We start from the raw sequence: 17,872 nt of genomic DNA on the forward strand, positions 1-17,872 counted from the left end.
ACTGCGGGAAAGATACATTGTTTCTAGAAACGAGATACGTGGTCACTCGAAAACGGAGACGTAGCGGCGGTTACAGGCTACGACTTTCGACATCGGGGTCGATACCGGCTTCAGTCAAATCCATACGCACGCGTTCCCGGAGCGGGCCGGGCACCGTCCCGCGGCCGACCGGAACCGCCACGTCGCCGTCCCCCTTCACTTTCCAGTAGAGCACGCATTGGCTGGGGTGATAGTACTCGATGCTGTAGTGGTCGTCAGCGCCGCGGTAGTGGACGCGGGCGGCGAACCCGTCCACCTTCCAGCCATCCTGTTCGCCGAGTTCGGAGAGCGTGTCGTCCATACTTGCGGATTGCTAGCGAGCGTGGTAGTCGTTACGAAACGGAGAAAGTAACAGTTATTCCTCCGGAGCGATTTTTCCACGGTACGGGTTCGTGGTCTAGTTGGTTATGACGCGGCCCTTACAAGGCCGAGGTCGGTGGTTCGAATCCGCCCGAACCCATCGAATTTTCGTGGCATTTCGTGGTGAGCGAAGCGAACCACCGAGGCCACGAAAGGAAACGTTCGGCGGTTCGAACGAAGCAAGTCACAGCCCGCGGAGCGAGCAACGCGAGTGAGCAGGAATGTCTTGCACGTAGTTCGAATCCGCCCGAACCCATCGAATTTTGCGAGGAACGGACGTGACGAGTAAGTTCGTCCGTGAGGGCGATTGAACCAGACAAGTCGCATGCCCGGGAGCGAACGAAGTGAGCGACCCGGAACGTCTTGGCGAGGTTCGAATCCGCCCGAACCCACTGGATTTTGTGACGCTTCGCGATGAGCGAAGCGAACCACCGAGGCCACGAAAGGAAACGTTCGGCGGGTTCGAAGTAGACCGGGCACGCGCAACGTAGTGAGCATGTCCGGGCGTCGTTCGAATCCGCCCGAACCCATAATTCTGCGCGATGCAATCCACCAAAGAGCAGTGCGACACCTTCGACGGCGAACGCTTCTATCGCGGGGAATCGTCGTGCTGACCGCGAGCAGGAGGTCGCTCACGACCAGTGCGCCGACGTTCCTCCGACGACGAGAACCCGTCCCGGCCGATCGTGAAGAACTGCTGATAGCCGATACTCGCTAACAGGGCGAGGAAGGGAAGCGGGTACAGCCAGTACGCGCGATAGGCGCGGACGAACAGAGGTATCGTCATCGCGAACGCGAGGAGGGTCGCCGTGACGACGGGAGCGTTCGTCGAACGAAGGACGCGTTTCGAACCGCGTTCGGTGACGAGTTGGTGGACGACGACAGCGGCCGGAACGAGGAGGAAGAGGTGTTTGATGGTTTCACGGTAGAGAGCGGCGAGCCACCGGCTCGTGTCGCCGATGAGCGACGGAACGGCCGGGTTGGTCGTGTACTTCTTCGCGGCACCGAACGACCAGTAGAGCGCGCCGTGGAAGGACGCCGACCCCCATACGGCGTACACGAACGCGAAGGAGACGGCGACGACGCCGAGCCCACCGGCGACGAATTTCGTGAGCCACGCCGTCCAATCATCGCGTTCGAGGTAGCGAAGACCGTCGTAGGCGAGAACGGGAACGGCGAACACCGCGTGCTGGGAGAACAGACCAGCCGCCGCGATGACTGCACCGCGTGCGAGGGGATGTTTGACCCAGAGCGCGAGGAGGATACCCGCGATGGCGAACGAGCGAACGTTGACTACGGTACCCCCGGTGGCCGGAACGCTCGTCAGGAACAGTAGTCCGGCCATCAGTCCGACGCGGGAGGCGTTGCGCTCGGCACAGATTCGCCAGAGGAGGATGGCGGAAAACGCGTTCACGATGCCGATGAGCACGAAGAAGACCAGCAGATACTGGCCGGTCGCCGCGACGGCGACGTTCAGCAGTTCGAACAGGGGCGGTTTGTTGTCCACCGCCGGACGGACGTACATCGGCTTCCCGGCGAGGACGGCCTCGGCGAGGGGTCGCCAACAGCACCGGACGTCGATGTGCGCCTGCCGTCTTCCGGATAGAATTCGAAAATACCGATTCAGCGTTTCGAGGATGCCCAACAGGATGAAACTGGGGACGATGAAGGCGGGTGATTTGAGCGTTTCGCGTTCGAAGGATGAGACGTGCATTGTACTAGCGGGGAAGGAATCTGAACGGTGACGGTGGAGGGTCCGTCTTCCCGTTCGAACCTGTTTGCATATTCACACCAATTGGTAGAATAAATATTTTCTCTTGTTATCCGACGAGATAGTCAAGTAAAATATGTGTCTGGATTTGCCACCAATTAGCCATTCCAAGAGCGGTCGAGGGGGGGAACGGTCGCAACGCGAGGGGGAGAACTCGCGTGTTCACCGGCCGGAAATCGCTCGTTACTCGGATGCAGCTCGATAGACCGCCGAAGTTACGCTTCCCACGAGAGTTCTACGCCGAGATCGGACCAAATCCACGCGTCTTCGTTTTCAGGGTCGTACAGTTCGACCCCGCCGTCGATTTCGCGTTCCAAGCAATCATCCCATCTATCGGTGTTCTCTTGCACCATTTGGGTATCTCGAACTGCGGTACCGTGTAGCAATAAGCTTTCTCCCGGTCGCGGTATTCACCGCTTACTCCGTTCCTGACGGCGACCAGACTGAAAAATGAGACGACGCTATTCCGCGGGTTTTTCCCGAGCGGGTGCGGGTGGTTGGAGTTCGATTCCCACGTCGTCGGGCGTCAGAACGTCCGGGAGCGTCTCGTCTCGGTCCCCGGTAATGTCCGCGAGTATCTCTTTCAGGTACGCGTTGAACAGTTCCGGGTGCTCGCTCATCGGGAAGTGGCCGATTTGGGCCATCTCGACGGCAGTCGCTCCGTCGCCGACCCCTTTTGCCGTTTCCCGTCCATCGTCCGGCGTCGTGAGGTAATCGTACTCGCCGTTGACGATGTACAACGGGCACTCGTCGGCGTTCACTTGGTCGAGTTTGTCCCGATAGTCGTGGTCAACCGAGTAGTAGTAGAGGTCGCCCTTGAACACGCCGTTCGCACCCTGTTCGTACAGGTACATCGTCTCTCGTCGCGTCTGCTCCGGACTCTGTGGAGCCATCAATCCCCAGCAGGAGTAGGCGTTCACCTCGGTGGTGTTGACCTGTGGATGGTCGAGCCAGTCGATGTAAAAGCCCGGACTGTGCGCGCCACACTCCAGTCCGATGAGCGCTCGGAACCGGTCGGGATACCAATCGGCCAGTTCGAGCGCGATGTTGCCACCCATCGACGACCCCATGTAGATAGGGTCGTCGAGGTCAAGCGCGTCCGCGAGCGCGACCAGCGTCTCGGTGAACTGCTTCGCCGTCATCGTGTAATCCTCCTCCCACCACGATTGGCTGGTCGGCGGAACCGACTTCCCGTGATACGGCAGGTCGTGGGCGATGACGCGGAAGTCCTCGGTTATCTCTTCGTCCGTGAGGAGGTGGCGCCACTCCTGACAGTTGTTGCCCGCGGTGTGCTGGCAGAGGAGCGGAATCCCGTCTTCCGGTCCGTTCTCCTCGAAGTAAATCCGGTGGTCCGTGCCGCCGATCTCCGTGTGGACGTACTTGCCCGTGATGGGCTCGACGGTCCCGTGCTCGACCATGTTAGCTCCCCCCGTTGTTGTGTGCGACGCGCATCAAATCCAGTGTGCGCTGAAACGCCCGCAAGTTCTGGAATATCTTCTTGTTGTCTCCCCGCATCTGGAGGTGGCCGTCCTCGTTTCTCACCGCACTGCGATAGTGCGAGGCGACGATTTCGTGATTGAACGCGGGCGGATTCTCCTGGACGAACTCCTCCCACGCCTCGCGGGAGCCTTCGACGCCGAACGACCAGCGGTCGTTCAAGGTCGGATTCGGCATGATGTCCCGAATCTTCCCGCCCTGCATCTCGACGAGGAATCGCTCGTCGCCGATCTCCACGTAGAAGTTGTCGCTGAACTTGTCGTGGCCCCGAACGCCCATCTCGGGGTCGCTATTCACCGTTTCCTTGTATCGTTCCCACCACTCGTGCGTGGCGAGGTCTGTGTCGTTCATGCTCTCCCCCCAAGACAGGGGGACAAGACCCAGCGTGATAAAAAATCACATAATCAATCCGGTGCGTGCGACGCGGAATCAGACAGCGATCTCCCGCAGTCGGGACACTGCTCATCGACCATCGTCACCGACGCGTCGCACGCGGGGCAAAACTCCAGATAGCAAGCACGTTCACCCATGCGATACAATACCACGACAACGGATAAATGGCTTCTGTTACCCGTGCGTGGGTGTGTTAGGAGTTTTCCCTCCGCCCGCCTCCCCTCGGGTGGATTTCGAAATCCTTTTTTGTACCATCCGCCTTTTCCAGAATGAGCCGCCTTAGCTCAGACTGGGAGAGCACTCGACTGAAGATCGAGCTGTCCCCGGTTCAAATCCGGGAGGCGGCATGTTTCTACGGCCAACAATTCGAACGAGCGGAGCGAGTGAGACGTTGGCCGTGAAACTGCAACCCGACCGCGATTTGAACCCTGCAAGACACAGCCCGCGAGCGAGCGGAGCGAGTGAGCCGGAATGTCTTGCTTCGGTTCAAATCCGGGAGGCGGCATTTCTGTGATTTCAAACCGACGAGCGAAGCGAGTCGCGTTGAAATCCAGCGTGGTCCCGAGCGGATTTGAAGTAGACCGAGGTTCTGCGCGGAGCGCAGGTTCTCGGGCGTAGTTCAAATCCGGGAGGCGACATTTCTGTTGCAATCAATACCGTGAGCAACAAAAATGGAATCCAAGGGACGACGGAATGCAGCGAGGGCAGGCGATACCATCAGTTTCGTCCCAGAGCAGCCTCGAAAAGGTATTTTTACAACAGTAACCCCCCAAATTCATACGGAATCCATACAGAGTCCCAACTATGAAAGAACGGTGGCTCTACTCGTGGGCGCTCGGTTCGATTTCGTTTGGCGGTGCGTCCCTGCTGATACCGCTCTACATCGTCGAACTCGGTGCCTCAACGGTGGAGCTGGGTATCTTGGCGGCGACGGCCGCACTCATCGGTGCCCCGGGAGCGATAGTGTTCGGCCGACTCGCCAATCGTGTCGACCATCGGCGGCCACTGGTGGTGATAACACTCGCTACCGTCGCCATCTTCCTCGCCGCGATTCCCTTGTTGAGCAGCGTGACTGCGGTCATCGTCGCCAACGCCGTCATCTGGCTGGTCGTTTCGTCCATCGCACCCGTGTTGACGATGCTGGTCGTGGACGACGCGCCGGAATCCGCGTGGAGTGAGCGTATTGGGGTGCTGAACAAATATCAGGGCTATGGCTGGGCTGGTGGTCTCGTGCTTGGGACCATCTGGCCGTTTGTCGGGGGACAACTCGTCGGGGAGGAAACCGTCACTCGCGCGCTCTTCTGGGTGTTCGCCCTCAGTGCGGGGATGAGCGTGATAGGGGCTGTCCGGTCGCTTCCGCGTCCCGACCCGAGCGCCCACGTCACGAGCGAACGAAAAATCCGCAAGGTCGCGCGACTCCTCTCGACCTCAAATCGAGGCATAAAGGGAACCGCCTTCGTGTTCTCACCGAACCGGTTGTACTGGACCACCCGACAGTTCCACCCGCGCAGACTCCTCAACCGGATCAATCCGGCCTTGGCGACCTACCTAGTTGCCGCCGTGCTTTTTTTCACTGGGTTCGCTGTCTTCTGGGCACCACTGCCCTTGTTTCTCACAGAGACCGGCTTCGACTCCGAGGAGGTGTTCGCCCTCTACTTGGCTTCGAGTCTCGCCTCCGCGGTTCTCTACGAGGGCGTCGGGACGTTCGCATCGCGATACGATGTTCGGCTCCTTCAATCTGGTGCGCTCGCGGTTCGTAGCGTGCTCTTTCCGGGAACTGCACTGGTGGCCGGTTTGGGGGCCGTGACGCTCGGATTCGGAGCCGCTGGCGTTGGTCTCGCCGCTATCGGCTTGACGTGGGCGGTCATCGCCGTCGTCGGCACTGCAATCGTCACCCGTCTCGCACCACGGAACGTCCGTGGCGAAGTTCTCGGGGTCTACACGGCCCTCAGTGCCATCGCAGGTGGTATTGGTGGGGTACTCGGTGGGTGGGTCGCTACCTTCGGTTACGGCGTCGCGTTCGGCGTCGCGGGCGGATTGGTACTCCTCGGAGCCATTCTTGTCCTATCGCTCCGAGCACTATCGAAGGAGAGTCATGCGACCGAACCACGCCCGGATACGGATGCTTCTCGTGTCGATACGGCCATTCCGACATCGACGAGCGAAGGTAGTGAGAAGCGCGCCGGATGACGTCGATTCTCTCACTCACGAGGTCAGTCGCCTCGACCAACTCATCGAGAGCGGAGCGAACTAACATGCACCCGACCGCGATTTGAATTAGACGAGACGCAGCGGGAGCGGAGCGAGGCGACCGTCTCGGCGTAGTTTCAAATCCGGGAGGCGGCATTCTTGTGATTCTGATTCGCGAGCGAAGCGAGCACCGGCAGAACCACGAATACACGCAACAGTGATTCCCACGGCCGCTCACGACCGGTCGGGACTCACCAGCGAGTAGAACAGGAAGACGAGTCCCAAACCGATGAGCGCCGATTCGCCGGTGCGGAGGACGAGCAGTTCGGTCATGTCGAGTTCGTTACTCCGCTTTATCAGGAGTTCGTAGACGAGTTCGGTCAGCGAGCCGACCGTCACGGTTCCGAACCCGAGAATCGCGTATCGGAAGGAGCGCTGTCCCACCCGTTGGTACGCCGCATAGCTCAGGTACGTGAGCGCCGAGCCGACGGCGAAGACGAACAGGTTCGTGAGGACGAACGTCCAGAAGAGGACGCCGTTCACCACGAGCGCTCACCTGTGATGTGGACGAGTGACACGTCAATCAACTCCGTTTTCCGGCCCTCTGAGACCGGTCCACGCCGATACGAATCGGTCGATGAGGTCCTCGTCGAACCGAATGGTGACGACGAATTCGCTGTCACTGATTTCGAAGCAGATTCGGTCCATGTTCGTCCGGTACGTGTTGTAATGGTTCCCCCTTTCGTCGATGACGACCTTCTGTTCGAGCAGATCGTACTCGTGGAGCTTGTTGATACGCCGATACACGGTGGGTTTCGACGCGCCACACTCCTCCGCGAGTTGCTGTACGGACATCGCCGCGGAGCTGCTCAAGAGTAGTATCTCCCTCGCCGTTCTGCTCGCCAGAACGTCGAAGATGTCGTCAGGTCCCCATTCCTTGCTCACGGACGAACGTAGGGCCGCATCGGATAAAAACGTCGGTCCGGTAGGCGGGCGATTTCGGACCCCGAAATCGCGCGCCTGTCTTTAATCACGTGGCGCTCCATACGTCGTTACAGGGCGGGTCGAAATCCGAGTGGTTTGCTCTTAACGTTCGACTCGCCAACGAGTGAGACCCATGAAGGAATCAACGAGCAGCATGCCAGTCGAACCGGCGAACACTCAATCACCGGACAGTTACGAACGCGGTATCGGTTCGGACGAATCCGTCTGTGAAGCCGTGGTATCGGCAGTAATGGCAGCAGAAAACGCCGACGTGGACGACCTCGATCCGCTCTACTTCGTCGTCGATGGCGATGCCCTCGAACGGATCACCTCCTCGGACGCGGTGTCGTCCGTCGCGTTCGCCTATCTCGGTTATCGGGTGGAAGTGACGGGGGATTCGCGCGTGGTTCTCACCCCGGAGACGTGAGTCGAGACGGAAACAGAAACGGAACGATGCGAACTCCCACTTCCCTTACCGCATCTGAAAAGAACTTTTAGTTTCGATTCGAAATAACCTCCGTGGACGCTTGTTTCCCGAACCGCGACATCCTTCAGTAGCAGTAGTATCCTCGAGTTACCGATGAACGCGTACAGGTGACTGAATGGAGATAGAGAGGGTTGTCCACAGTAATTCGAGGCAGACCCAAGCGGCGATTACGATACCGATACCGATCATCCGACCGATATCAGAGAACGTTAGCCAGGTGGGCTTTACGAACATTATCGCGTTAAGTATTTTCGTCGGGAGTACCTGTTTCACGCCAGACCACAGGTTTTGTAGTCGAGACCGTTCTATGGTGTGTGACGCTTTTCCATCGACAGTTGTCATACCTCGGCTCTGTAGATTTGCTGTACGGGCGCTCGGACCACCCGCGCTTTCATCACCGGTACCAACTCGCTCGGATTCGTATATTCGACCCGGACCGTGGTAGTTAATCACCGTCTTCTTCTTCCCAGATTTATTTACCTCGATGATACGTCCGGAGTTGGTGTCGGTGATAAGTGTATTTCCGTTCGGAAGGCGATCAGCGTCACGAGGCCAGAGCATTTCACTATCGCTCCAAACCCACGTTTGTTCCCATTTTCCATCGGTTCGTTGATATTCCACGATACGATTATTTTGGGAGTCAGCAAGTACGACAGCGGGGCCACCGTTACTTTTGGAGATATAATCCGGGTTGTGTTGTTCGTACATTATATCATACTCGTTATCAGACCCCAAAGTCCAGTTCTTTTGGAAACCAGTCGTTCTATTGATGAAAATTACCGCATCCTGGTTCCGAAGACTGAGCATGATTCGACCATCATCGAGAACTTCTATATCGTTCAGATGTGTCCAATCGCCAGGGAAATTCGTCCCAAACGCGTTCGAACCCCCCGAAGACAAAGGAAACGCATCTTGTGCATTCCACCGCCAGACGGTTACTCCGGTCCGAACATTTACGATGTATGCCTCGTTTCGTTTGATATCTGCGATGGCGTAGTGAGTGTCATTAATTCGATCAATATCATGCCACTCATTATTTATCGTACCTCGACGAATCCTAGAGAAGATAGAGTTGACACGTCCAGTAGTCAGATTGATTTCTTCCACGACATTGCGGACACATTTCGTATCTGCATGACATTCTGAGCGGGTGAGAACATCTGTTGCGGAATATACATACGTGGACTTCGTTCCCCTGACGGGATCAACATCCCAGTAAGAGTGGTGTGACCTGTTTCGATATAGAAGACCACCACTCCGATTATAGACAGAAAGTGGGCCGTGGAACGCCGTAACAATAGTCAATCTAGATTCATTTTTAAACGTTGAAGGAGATATATTTGAGCCGGCGGACGTTTTCTCGACAGAACGACCACCAGTGGTAACGATAGCTGCAGAGAGGAGCACTAAAATAACGAGAAATAAAATACGGAGCGTAATTTTCGTTCGTTTTGAGAGTACTGAAATTCGATCAATCATATTTAGGAAGGGAATGACACATCACGTAACTGTTTTGGATTAGTAGCGGAAAGCGGTCCTATTCGAGAGATGAATAGGACGATCTGATACTGGAATGTAAAAAGTAGATTCTCGATACGGAATAAAGGGCGTCGACAGGAAGGAATTCTAATGCGAATCGCAAGGTGTGTTTAGATATGTGAAACAGTAGAGTGGTGAAAAGCAAAATACTCATTTCCAGTAGGTCAAATATTCGGGATATGGTTGTTAGAGACATACATCAAACTCTTCGGCATAGACTCCAAAGCGAAGGAGAGATTTGGCTTATTCTATTATTTGCTGGGATTTGGTACGGGATGAACATGGACGGAGCCATCTTCATGGATGGAGCCATATTTGCACGAGCAAGTAAATCGATGTTAGAAGGATACATATATGGAAATCCGACTCATTCGCATGCACCCGTAGCAAAATATTTTATGGCGATTAGTCAGGCAGTGTTTGGTCCGACCGAATTCGGAGTGAAATTACCAAGCGTCGTATTCGCACTCGGAACACTGTATGTAACATACCACCTTGGGGAAGAACTCTTTTCACGACGAGTAGGAATAGTAGCAGCAGTCGCGCTTGCTGGCAACCCAGTGTTCACACGATGGACCGCAACCGCCTATCTCGATATAACGTTCACGTTTTTCGTAGTGCTCCTTATGTATTCCCTCGTCAGATGGAGTTCTACCAACTCACTACACACGAAATACGGACTCCTCGTAGGTGCGTTGATAGTAACGACTGCTGCAACGAAACTACAAGGGGCGATATTCGCGCTTGCAATCGCCGTCGGGGTTCTCTATACTATCAAACATCGAATGAACGATAGGCGCGAGGCACTGGAAGATGTTAAAAGACTGCTTACGGGAGGAGTCATCAGTCTCGTAGTTATCTACATTCCATTTCTGTTCTCACCGCATCCCGACTACTATGCGGGACATAGTTTCCCGTTGGTGGTTGAGTTGATATTTCAGATTCCACTTTTGAGTAACATCGTGTATGCTTTTGGAGAAGCCTTCGCACACAACATGGACCACATAAATACGGGGCATCGAGTTCTAGTCGCAGGAAAAGAGTATCAGAAGCCGCCGTTTTGGTCGTATCTCTACTGGATGGCCAACGGAAACGGGATTATTCCAGCACTAGGTCTTATCGGACTGCCATACCTGTTCCTCCGCTCGGGTATCAAAAAGAGAGTTCCCGTAATCAAACGCCAAAAAATCGTTCTGATCACCATCGTTACATTGTCCCCACTGATACTCATCAGTTCCGTCAGCGTTAAAAATCCGAAATACGTTCTTCCACTCTATCCTCTCCTCATCATCATTGCGTCCGGGTTCGTCTTCGGAATTCTCGATGAAATACTAGACTTCAAAAATATAGTTCCCTATCGGCACATGGCAACCATAGCTATCGCTCTTTTGTTAGTGTTTTCTGCGCCAGTTCTTGGAATCAGCGGAACTTTCACTAAATCCCCTCGTTCGGATTCTCAGTACGATGATGTGACATCATACGTAATAAATGACACGGTGACACGAGAATCAAAGCAACCGGTCCGCGTTGCTGCGGGTGTCCCACTTCCCATTCGTTGGTATCTCGGAGATAAACGAACTATCGACTACTCGTTTGAATCAGAAGCGACAAAACGCTATGACATCGATAATGACGGATCCACGGATCTGGTTCTATCAGGAATCGGATATCAAAACGCTAGCGTCGAAAAAAAGACACGGAAAGCGATACAGGAAAATAAACTTTGCTTCGCGATTGATACGGTTGGCCGGACACCAAAACGCGATGACACGATGCGAAAATTGATATCGTCGAACGGAACAGCCGTGCTTGAACTTGAGAGGTCCAGTAAAGGAAAGAAACTCGTGCTGTACCGATTCAAATCAGGTTGCGAATAATTCTGAATGGGAACCATTCAAATCGAATGATATAGAGAGAATATATCGGAATATCCAAACACCCCAGTCTCTTACCGCATCTGAAAAGAACTTTTAGTTTCGATTCGAAACAACCTCTGTGGACGCTCGTTTCCCGAACCCGGCACGGTGGACTATTCTCGCAATCGGTCTCGTACTCTCCCGTCTGGGCCTCGTCGACGCGAAAAACGTGCGGCGAACGACGGATTTAGCGTGGCCGCGCATCGTCACCGGCATCGCCCGAATGTCGAAAAACGCCGTCGACGTGGCGTTCGTCGGCATCGCCATCGGACCGGCGGCCATCGCGGGCGTCGGCTTCGCGGCACCGTTTTGGGGCATGGCGTTCTCGCTCGGCGGCGGCTTTGCGGGCGGGACAATCGCGCTCGTCTCACAGCGATACGGGGCGGGCGCGTACGAGGAGATGGGCCAAGCGATTCGGTCGAGCGTCGCGCTCGTGCTGCTGGTCTCGCTTCCGGTTGCGGCCGCCTTCTGGCTATTTCCAACGGAACTCGTCTCGTTGATGACGGGCGACGAGATGACCGTCGAACTGGGTGCGCGATATCTGCACATCGTCTCGCTCGGAGTTCCGCTCGCCGCCCTCAACCTCGTCGGAAGTCGGATTTACATCGGCGCTGACGACGCGTGGACGCCGATGCTGCTTCGGGCGGGCGGCGCGGTGACGAACATCGTCCTGAGCGCCGTGTTCGTCTTCCAGTTCGGGATGGGCGTCGCCGGTGCGGCGTGGGGAACGGTCCTCTCGAACGTCGTCGTGACCGCGGTGTTCGCCGTCGGGGTCGTCGCCGGTCGGCTTCCCGGCGTGGGCGAACTGCCCGTGAAGGTGGACCCGACCGGGACGTATCTCGACGTGGAAACGGTCCGGCAGGTGGTGCACATCGGCTTGCCGGTCGTCGGGCGGAACATGGTGTGGACGGTCGCCAAGTTTCCGATGCTCGCCATCGTCGCCCTGTTCGGCCCGAGCGTCGCGGCGGCGTACGTCATCAGCCGTCGGATTTGGGGCCTGATGAACACGCCCGGCTGGGGATTCGGCTTGGCGTCGAGCAGCCTCGTGGGGCAAGAACTCGGAGCGGGAGACGAGCGGAGTGCCGAGACGTACGCCCGCGATGTCATTCTCTTCTCCGTGGCGACGTACGTCGTCGCGGCCGCTCTCGTGTTCGCGTTTGCAAAACCCATCGTGCTCTCGTTCGTCGCCGACTCGGGAGACCCGTCGATTCCCGTCGCGGTGTCGCTCGTGTACGTCTCGTGCGTCGCCATCCTAGCACAGGGAGTGAACGGGTCGGTCGCGGGGCCGCTCGACGCCAGCGGCGACACCCGCTGGCCGTTCATGGCACAGGCGGTTGGGATGTTCTGCTGTTCGATTCCGCTGGCGTACCTCGGGGCGACGACGGCGCTCGGAATCACGGGGTTGTACCTCTCGTTCGTCGCCGAGACGACGATTCCGGCGGTCCTCAACTACTATCGGTTCTCGACGGGACGGTGGAAAGTCATCAGCCGACAGTTCCGCCCCGAAGCGTCGTACGCGGACGACTGAGCGGGATTCAGCGAGAGCAGAGCAGTCTTATGCCGACTGCTATCGTATGTCTGTTGAGCGATGGCGGAACCGCTCGGAGGAAACTATGCACGTCTGGAATACCTCACGTCGGTTCTTCGCCCGCCAACGACATCCCGTCGTCCTGTTCACCTACGGCGTCGCGCTTCTCGCGTGGATACTGCTCGCAACTCGCGTCCTTCCCATGCCGGGGTCGGCGATGGCGATGCACATGTCCGCTCCCGGAGTCCCGGAGGCGATGGCGCTGTCGAACGGGGTGGCCGGTGTCGGCCTCTATCTGGTCCTGTGGGGGGCCATGATGACCGCGATGATGTACCCGTCGTCCGCACACGCGTTTCGAGCGTACGCCGACGCGGTTGGGCAGACGACGAAGGTGAGACGGACGGCGACCGTCGTGTCGGTGATGGGAACGTACACGCTCGTCTGGGTCCTCACGGGGGTCGTCCCGCTCGCGTTCAATCTCGTCGTTCCCATCGGATCCATCGCGCCGGAGAACCGCGTTTTCCTGCTGGCGGCGACGCTGTTGGTGCTGTCCGCGTATCAACTGTCGCCGTTCAAACGCCACCATCTGGAACACTGTCGGCGACCCAGCGGGGTCTTCGAGGGGGACGTTTCGGGGATTCGCGGTGCGCTCCGTTCCGGATGGCGACTGAGCGTGGATAGCGTCGGATGCTGTTGGGCGCTGATGGCGTTGATGGTCGTCGTGGGGTCGATGAACCTTCTCTGGATGGTCGCCGTCACCGCGCTGATATCCGTCGAGATACTGGCACCCGACGGCGAACGACTGGCACGAGGCATCGGGGCACTCTCGGGTGCCGTCGGAGTCGGACTGGTGGTCTTCGCGGTCGTCTGACGAATCCTCGCTCGACTCACGTCATGTCCCTTTTCGCCCACAAACCGTAACCGTGGGCCGGATGAATCCCAGTTCGTCATGAAAACATCCACGCCCATTCTGTTCCTCGGTCTCGTTCTGTTCGTCCTCCCGGTTCCCGGGACGTTCATCACCGGTGCGCTCGTCCTCATCGCGGGGGTAGTTGCACGAATCCTCGGAGAGTAAAAAAACCCGACGGTCGTGGTAACACCACTCTCGGAAGTGTTATCAGTGGGGCCCCATTCCATACAAAAGCAATGGCGAAAGGCAAAGTTGATTTCTTCAACGACACTGGCGGCTACGGTTTCATCTCGACGGACGACGCGGACGACGACGTTTTCTTCCACATGGAAGACGTGGGCGGCGCTGACCTCGAAGAGGGACAGGAGATCGAATTCGATATCGAACAGGCCCCCAAAGGCCCCCGAGCGAAGAACGTCACCCGTCTGTAATCGGGCGACGATTTTGTGAGGAATACCCTACTACAACACTTTTACCGACGCGAAACCGCATAGCAGCGCGGCCGAGCGGTTCGTTTGCGTCAGTTGGAACTAATCACGAATCTGAACGCGAGAGCGACGGTTATCGACGGAGAGAGAGACGACAAACGACCGAGAAAGGGACACGGTGAGACGAAGGTCGGCGATACGGAACCACGACGGTTTTTACTCTACAGCACAATACTGTAGACATAGAAACCGACACCTCTCACCGATTATGACTGACGAAGATACACCCGAACCACCGGATACCAGTGGCACAGAGATCGGCGCGGGACTGCTGGAGCAGAACATGGGGCCGAGTTCCTCGCTCGCGCACCTGTACCGTGGCGAGATTCACCGAATGAAGTTCTGGCGCGAGCGGTTGGACCGGACGAGCAACTGGGCGATAACGCTGATGGCGGCCATCCTGACGTGGGCGTTCTCCAGTCGAAGCAATCCCCATTACATCGTCCTCCTCGCCATCATCACGGTGAGCATCTTTCTGCTCATCGAGGCGCGTCGCTACCGCGCCTACGACATCTGGCGCTCGCGGGTCCGGATGCTCCAGCAGAACGTGTTCGCACTCGGACTCGACGACTCCAAAGGCGTCGTGGACGAGGAGTGGCGACGAAAGCTCAGCGAGGACTACCGCTATCCGAAGATGAAGGTCTCACTGGAAGAGGCGCTGGCACACCGTCTCCGTCGAGTGTACACGCCGCTCTTCTTCGTCCTGCTCGTGGCGTGGGTGTTCCAGCTGACGGCCTACACGAACGACACGTGGCCGGAAGCGGCCGCCATCGGTCACATTCCCGGAACCATCGTCACGGGCATCGTCGTCGCATTCTACGCGGGCATCCTCGTCGTCGCCTACCGGCCCCGGACGTGGCACATCAACGGCGAAATCCTCCCGAGCGACGTGACGGGGTGGGATTACTCGCGGGAGTGAGTCGGAACGGCTTCGCCGCGAGCCACGTCCCGTTCCGGGTCGGGAACGAAACGGAACAGCAGCACTGATTTTTATCGATATTTCGCCCCAGCGAACGGGCACGAACGGTGTCGGTCAGTCGCTCTCCCTCGAAAACCGGGCGAGGAGCGTCTCGACCGTCTCGGAGAGGACGCTGGTTCCGAACAGCGCGACTAGCACCGCGCCCGCGGCGTCGAAGATGAGGTCGACGATGGTGTCGTCGAGTCCGTACTGAATGAGCACGGGTTTTACACCGATGATGTGAGCACTCCCTCGCGCGGCGAACTCCAGAACTTCCCAGAGGACGCCGGACGCGAGCGTGAACAGGAGGACGTAGACGAACATGAACCGGGGCGGGAAGAACACCGCGTCGGAGTGTTCGTCGAAGGCGCGCGCGGTGGAGTATCCGACGCCCGCGACGAGCGTCGCGGAGAGCAGGTGCGTGAGGTGGTCCCACCACCAAACCTCGTCGTAGAGTCCGAGCATGCCGATTGCGTGGAGGAAGACGGCGGCCGTAATCCACAGCGTCAGCGACGTGTCGAGCGAGAGGCGATAGTCGCGCCGCAACACCCCGGGGAGAACGGTGATGCCGAACGCGAAGACGCCGTTCACGAACACTCCGACGTTCCTCGTCACGAGGCCGACGAACGTGATGCCGAGGATGGCCAACTGCATCAGTCGGACGAGACGAGACGAAGAGATGCCGATTTTCATCCCGATTTGCGCTAAGTGTCGGAAGAAGTAAACAGTGGCTATCGGCGTGTGCTATGTAGTACCACGAATTTCCGACAGGTGTTTATGCGAACCTTGCGTATCGATGGTACTATGATGGCAACGACGCACGCCCTTATCGGCGTGCTGCTCGGGAGTGCCTCGCTCTTCGTCGCACCGGAGTTGGCTCCCGTCGCCGTTTTCGCCGGGCTCGCCGGCGGGGTGTTTCCCGATTTCGACCTGTATTCGGGACACAGGAAGACGCTGCACTTCCCGGTGTACTACTCGATTGCGGCGACAGCGGCGCTCGCCGGGGCGATGTTGGTACCGAACCCGTGGACCTTCGCGCTCGGGTTCTTCCTCCTCGCGGCGGCCGCACACTCCGTTTCGGACGCCTTCGGAGGCGGATTGGAACTGAAACCGTGGCTCGGCCAGTCCGAACGTGCGGTGTACAGCCACTTCCACGGGCAGTGGATTCCGCCGCGTCGCTGGATTCGGTACGACGGCGCGCCGGAGGACTTCGCGCTGGGAGTCACACTCGCGGTGCCGAGCCTCGTGCTCTACGACGGGACGATTCAGACGCTCGTCGTCCTCGCGGTCATGATTTCGGGGGTTTACGCGCTCCTTCGGAAGCCCCTCGTGAACATCGCGGAATGGCTGGTCGGGCGGATTCCGTCGCACATGCTGGCGTACGTCCCTGACCGCTTCGTCGGCGATTTCGTCCAGTAAGGGTCGAACGCGCTTCGAAGGGTTTATTCACGCCCTGACCAACAGATTCAGTAGTAACTATGTCCGACAAACCTGCCTCGATGTACCGGGCCATCGACAAGCCCTCGTACACGCGACGCGAATACATCACCGGAATTCCGGGTTCGAAGATCGCACAGCACAAGATGGGCGAAGTGGACAGCAACGAGGACGACTACCCCGTTCAGATTTCCCTCATCGTCGAAGAAGAATGCCAGATTCGCCACGGTGCGCTGGAGGCCTCCCGCCTGTCCGCGAACCGCTTCCTGCTCAAGAACATCGGCGAAACCGGCTACAAGATGATTCTCCGCAAGTTCCCCCACCAGGTCCTGCGCGAGAACAAGCAGGCGACCGGTGCGGGTGCGGACCGTGTTTCCGACGGAATGCGACAGGCGTTCGGTAAGCCGGTCGGAACGGCAGCACGAATCGCCAACGGTGATCGAGTGTTCACCGCGTGGTGTACCGTGGACGACGCGCCCCTCGTGAAGGACGCGCTCCGCCGTGCCTACAACAAGATCTCCCCGCCGTGCCGCATCATCGTCGAGCGCGGTGAAGAGAAACTCGTCAGCTAAATCCGATTCGTTCTTTTTGCTGCGACGTGCTTTCAGGTGAGCGATAGCGCCGCGATTCAGCGCCGCGATTCCAGTTCCGCGCGCAAGTCCGCGGGTTCCATGTCCTTCATCGAGAGCAGAACGAGCAGGTGGTAGATGACGTCCGCACCCTCGTAGGCCATCTCCTCCCGGTCGTCGTCCTTCGCGGCGAGGATGAGTTCCGTCATCTCCTCGCCCAACTTTTCGAGGACGGCGTTCTCGCCCTTCTCGTGGGTGAACAGCGAGGCGGTGTAGGAGTCCTCGGGGAGCGTTTCCTTCCGGTCTTCGATGACCTCGAACAGGTCGTCAAGTACGTCGTTCATTGGCCTATTTGGGCGACTTCTCGGATGTCCTGCAGTTCGTCGAACTGTGCGCGTTCCTGGTGGCCGTGGTCGAACACCTCGTCAGCGACTTCGATGGGCGTGCCGGTACGGGCGGCGAGCGCGAGCGAGTCGCTGGGGCGGGCGTCCACGACTTCGTGACCGCGTGGCGTCTGGATGTGAAGGTCGGCGATGTACGTGTTGTCGTCCAACTCGGTGACGACGACGCGCTCGATGCGGCCACCGAGTTCCTCCATCACGTCGAGCAGGAGGTCGTGGGTCAGCGGTCGCCCGATATCCTCGGCTTCCATGCCACGGGCGATGCTGATACCCTCCTCGAATCGAATAAAAATCGGAAGCACGTCGTCGCCGTCGTCCGGTGCGAGGACGACCACGGGGAGCGGACCCTCCCCCGTGGCGGCGACACGTACCGCGTCGATTGTAACGTCCATAGCGAACCGTGGC

General features: G+C 57.9%; 21 protein-coding genes and 2 tRNA genes. 12 read left to right on the top strand and 11 right to left on the bottom strand.

What is annotated here, in order from left to right; genetic code table 11:
* Positions 1-70: 70 nt before the first annotated feature.
* Positions 71-340, bottom strand: a complete 270-nt coding sequence (locus tag OPC11_RS10860) for a hypothetical protein (RefSeq protein WP_264781874.1) — start codon at positions 338-340, stop codon at positions 71-73.
* A gap of 85 nt (positions 341-425) precedes the next feature.
* Between OPC11_RS10860 and OPC11_RS10865 the strand changes: the two genes are divergently transcribed.
* Positions 426-499, top strand: a tRNA-Val gene (locus OPC11_RS10865).
* A gap of 489 nt (positions 500-988) precedes the next feature.
* Here OPC11_RS10865 and OPC11_RS10870 read toward each other — a convergent pair.
* From OPC11_RS10870 to OPC11_RS10885, 4 genes are all read right to left on the bottom strand, one after another.
* Positions 989-2,113 (bottom strand): hypothetical protein, encoded by a 1,125-nt coding sequence (locus OPC11_RS10870; RefSeq protein ID WP_264781875.1) that lies wholly within the window; start codon positions 2,111-2,113, stop codon positions 989-991.
* Positions 2,114-2,385: 272 nt separating this feature from the next.
* A complete protein-coding gene (locus tag OPC11_RS10875; protein WP_154652461.1) occupies positions 2,386-2,523 on the bottom strand; it encodes a hypothetical protein in 138 nt (45 codons plus the stop codon).
* 108 nt (positions 2,524-2,631) lie between these two features.
* Positions 2,632-3,588 (bottom strand): alpha/beta hydrolase, encoded by a 957-nt coding sequence (locus tag OPC11_RS10880; protein ID WP_264781876.1) that lies wholly within the window; start codon positions 3,586-3,588, stop codon positions 2,632-2,634.
* 1 nt (position 3,589) lies between these two features.
* Positions 3,590-4,018, bottom strand: coding sequence for a hypothetical protein (locus tag OPC11_RS10885; protein WP_264781877.1), 429 nt, complete (start codon positions 4,016-4,018; stop codon positions 3,590-3,592).
* 315 nt (positions 4,019-4,333) lie between these two features.
* Here OPC11_RS10885 and OPC11_RS10890 point away from each other — a divergent pair.
* A tRNA-Phe gene (locus tag OPC11_RS10890) sits at positions 4,334-4,407 on the top strand.
* A 457-nt stretch (positions 4,408-4,864) separates the two neighbouring features.
* Positions 4,865-6,250 (top strand): MFS transporter, encoded by a 1,386-nt coding sequence (locus tag OPC11_RS10895; RefSeq protein WP_264781878.1) that lies wholly within the window; start codon positions 4,865-4,867, stop codon positions 6,248-6,250.
* Between the two features lie 234 nt (positions 6,251-6,484).
* Here OPC11_RS10895 and OPC11_RS10900 read toward each other — a convergent pair whose 3' ends face one another.
* Both OPC11_RS10900 and OPC11_RS10905 read right to left on the bottom strand, forming a co-directional pair.
* Complete coding sequence (locus tag OPC11_RS10900; RefSeq protein WP_264781879.1) at positions 6,485-6,796, bottom strand: hypothetical protein; 312 nt, start codon at positions 6,794-6,796, stop codon at positions 6,485-6,487.
* Between the two features lie 33 nt (positions 6,797-6,829).
* Positions 6,830-7,195, bottom strand: a complete 366-nt coding sequence (locus tag OPC11_RS10905) for a helix-turn-helix domain-containing protein (protein WP_264781880.1) — start codon at positions 7,193-7,195, stop codon at positions 6,830-6,832.
* A 172-nt stretch (positions 7,196-7,367) separates the two neighbouring features.
* On the opposite strand from OPC11_RS10905, the gene OPC11_RS10910 reads away from it, so the two are divergent.
* The gene (locus tag OPC11_RS10910; RefSeq protein ID WP_264781881.1) at positions 7,368-7,661 is read left to right on the top strand and encodes a HalOD1 output domain-containing protein; all 294 of its coding nucleotides are present in this window, start codon (positions 7,368-7,370) and stop codon (positions 7,659-7,661) included.
* Positions 7,662-7,808: 147 nt separating this feature from the next.
* Here OPC11_RS10910 and OPC11_RS10915 read toward each other — a convergent pair whose 3' ends face one another.
* A complete protein-coding gene (locus OPC11_RS10915) occupies positions 7,809-9,200 on the bottom strand; it encodes an aryl-sulfate sulfotransferase (protein ID WP_049940975.1) in 1,392 nt (463 codons plus the stop codon).
* A 239-nt stretch (positions 9,201-9,439) separates the two neighbouring features.
* Between OPC11_RS10915 and OPC11_RS10920 the strand changes: the two genes are divergently transcribed.
* From OPC11_RS10920 to OPC11_RS10945, 6 genes are all read left to right on the top strand, one after another.
* Positions 9,440-11,137, top strand: a complete 1,698-nt coding sequence (locus tag OPC11_RS10920) for a glycosyltransferase family 39 protein (protein ID WP_264781882.1) — start codon at positions 9,440-9,442, stop codon at positions 11,135-11,137.
* A 118-nt stretch (positions 11,138-11,255) separates the two neighbouring features.
* Positions 11,256-12,704, top strand: a complete 1,449-nt coding sequence (locus tag OPC11_RS10925; protein ID WP_007979819.1) for an MATE family efflux transporter — start codon at positions 11,256-11,258, stop codon at positions 12,702-12,704.
* Between the two features lie 85 nt (positions 12,705-12,789).
* Complete coding sequence (locus tag OPC11_RS10930) at positions 12,790-13,575, top strand: DUF2182 domain-containing protein (RefSeq protein ID WP_264781883.1); 786 nt, start codon at positions 12,790-12,792, stop codon at positions 13,573-13,575.
* Between the two features lie 78 nt (positions 13,576-13,653).
* On the top strand, positions 13,654-13,779 hold the full coding sequence (locus OPC11_RS10935; protein ID WP_264781884.1) for a hypothetical protein: 126 nt from the start codon (positions 13,654-13,656) through the stop codon (positions 13,777-13,779).
* Positions 13,780-13,850: 71 nt separating this feature from the next.
* On the top strand, positions 13,851-14,045 hold the full coding sequence (locus OPC11_RS10940; RefSeq protein WP_007979825.1) for a cold-shock protein: 195 nt from the start codon (positions 13,851-13,853) through the stop codon (positions 14,043-14,045).
* A gap of 265 nt (positions 14,046-14,310) precedes the next feature.
* The gene (locus OPC11_RS10945; protein ID WP_007979826.1) at positions 14,311-15,021 is read left to right on the top strand and encodes a DUF2270 domain-containing protein; all 711 of its coding nucleotides are present in this window, start codon (positions 14,311-14,313) and stop codon (positions 15,019-15,021) included.
* Positions 15,022-15,135: 114 nt separating this feature from the next.
* Here the strand turns inward: OPC11_RS10945 and OPC11_RS10950 are convergent, their stop codons facing one another.
* Positions 15,136-15,753 carry a hypothetical protein gene (locus OPC11_RS10950; protein WP_007979829.1) on the bottom strand — a complete coding sequence of 206 codons (618 nt, stop codon included), beginning with the start codon at positions 15,751-15,753 and terminating at the stop codon, positions 15,136-15,138.
* Between the two features lie 111 nt (positions 15,754-15,864).
* On the opposite strand from OPC11_RS10950, the gene OPC11_RS10955 reads away from it, so the two are divergent.
* Both OPC11_RS10955 and OPC11_RS10960 read left to right on the top strand, forming a co-directional pair.
* A complete protein-coding gene (locus tag OPC11_RS10955; RefSeq protein ID WP_007979831.1) occupies positions 15,865-16,479 on the top strand; it encodes a hypothetical protein in 615 nt (204 codons plus the stop codon).
* A 59-nt stretch (positions 16,480-16,538) separates the two neighbouring features.
* On the top strand, positions 16,539-17,069 hold the full coding sequence (locus tag OPC11_RS10960) for a 50S ribosomal protein L16 (protein ID WP_007979833.1): 531 nt from the start codon (positions 16,539-16,541) through the stop codon (positions 17,067-17,069).
* 56 nt (positions 17,070-17,125) lie between these two features.
* Here the strand turns inward: OPC11_RS10960 and hisE are convergent, their stop codons facing one another.
* Entirely contained in the window at positions 17,126-17,410 is a 285-nt protein-coding gene (gene hisE / locus OPC11_RS10965) for a phosphoribosyl-ATP diphosphatase (RefSeq protein ID WP_007979835.1), read from the bottom strand.
* Entirely contained in the window at positions 17,407-17,859 is a 453-nt protein-coding gene (locus OPC11_RS10970; protein ID WP_264781885.1) for a bifunctional nuclease family protein, read from the bottom strand. The genes hisE and OPC11_RS10970 overlap by 4 nt, the downstream gene beginning before the upstream one ends.
* Positions 17,860-17,872: the final 13 nt, after the last annotated feature.

This window comes from Haladaptatus sp. T7 (assembly GCF_026008575.1).
In the GTDB taxonomy this organism is placed as follows: Archaea; Halobacteriota; Halobacteria; order Halobacteriales; family Haladaptataceae; genus Haladaptatus; species Haladaptatus paucihalophilus.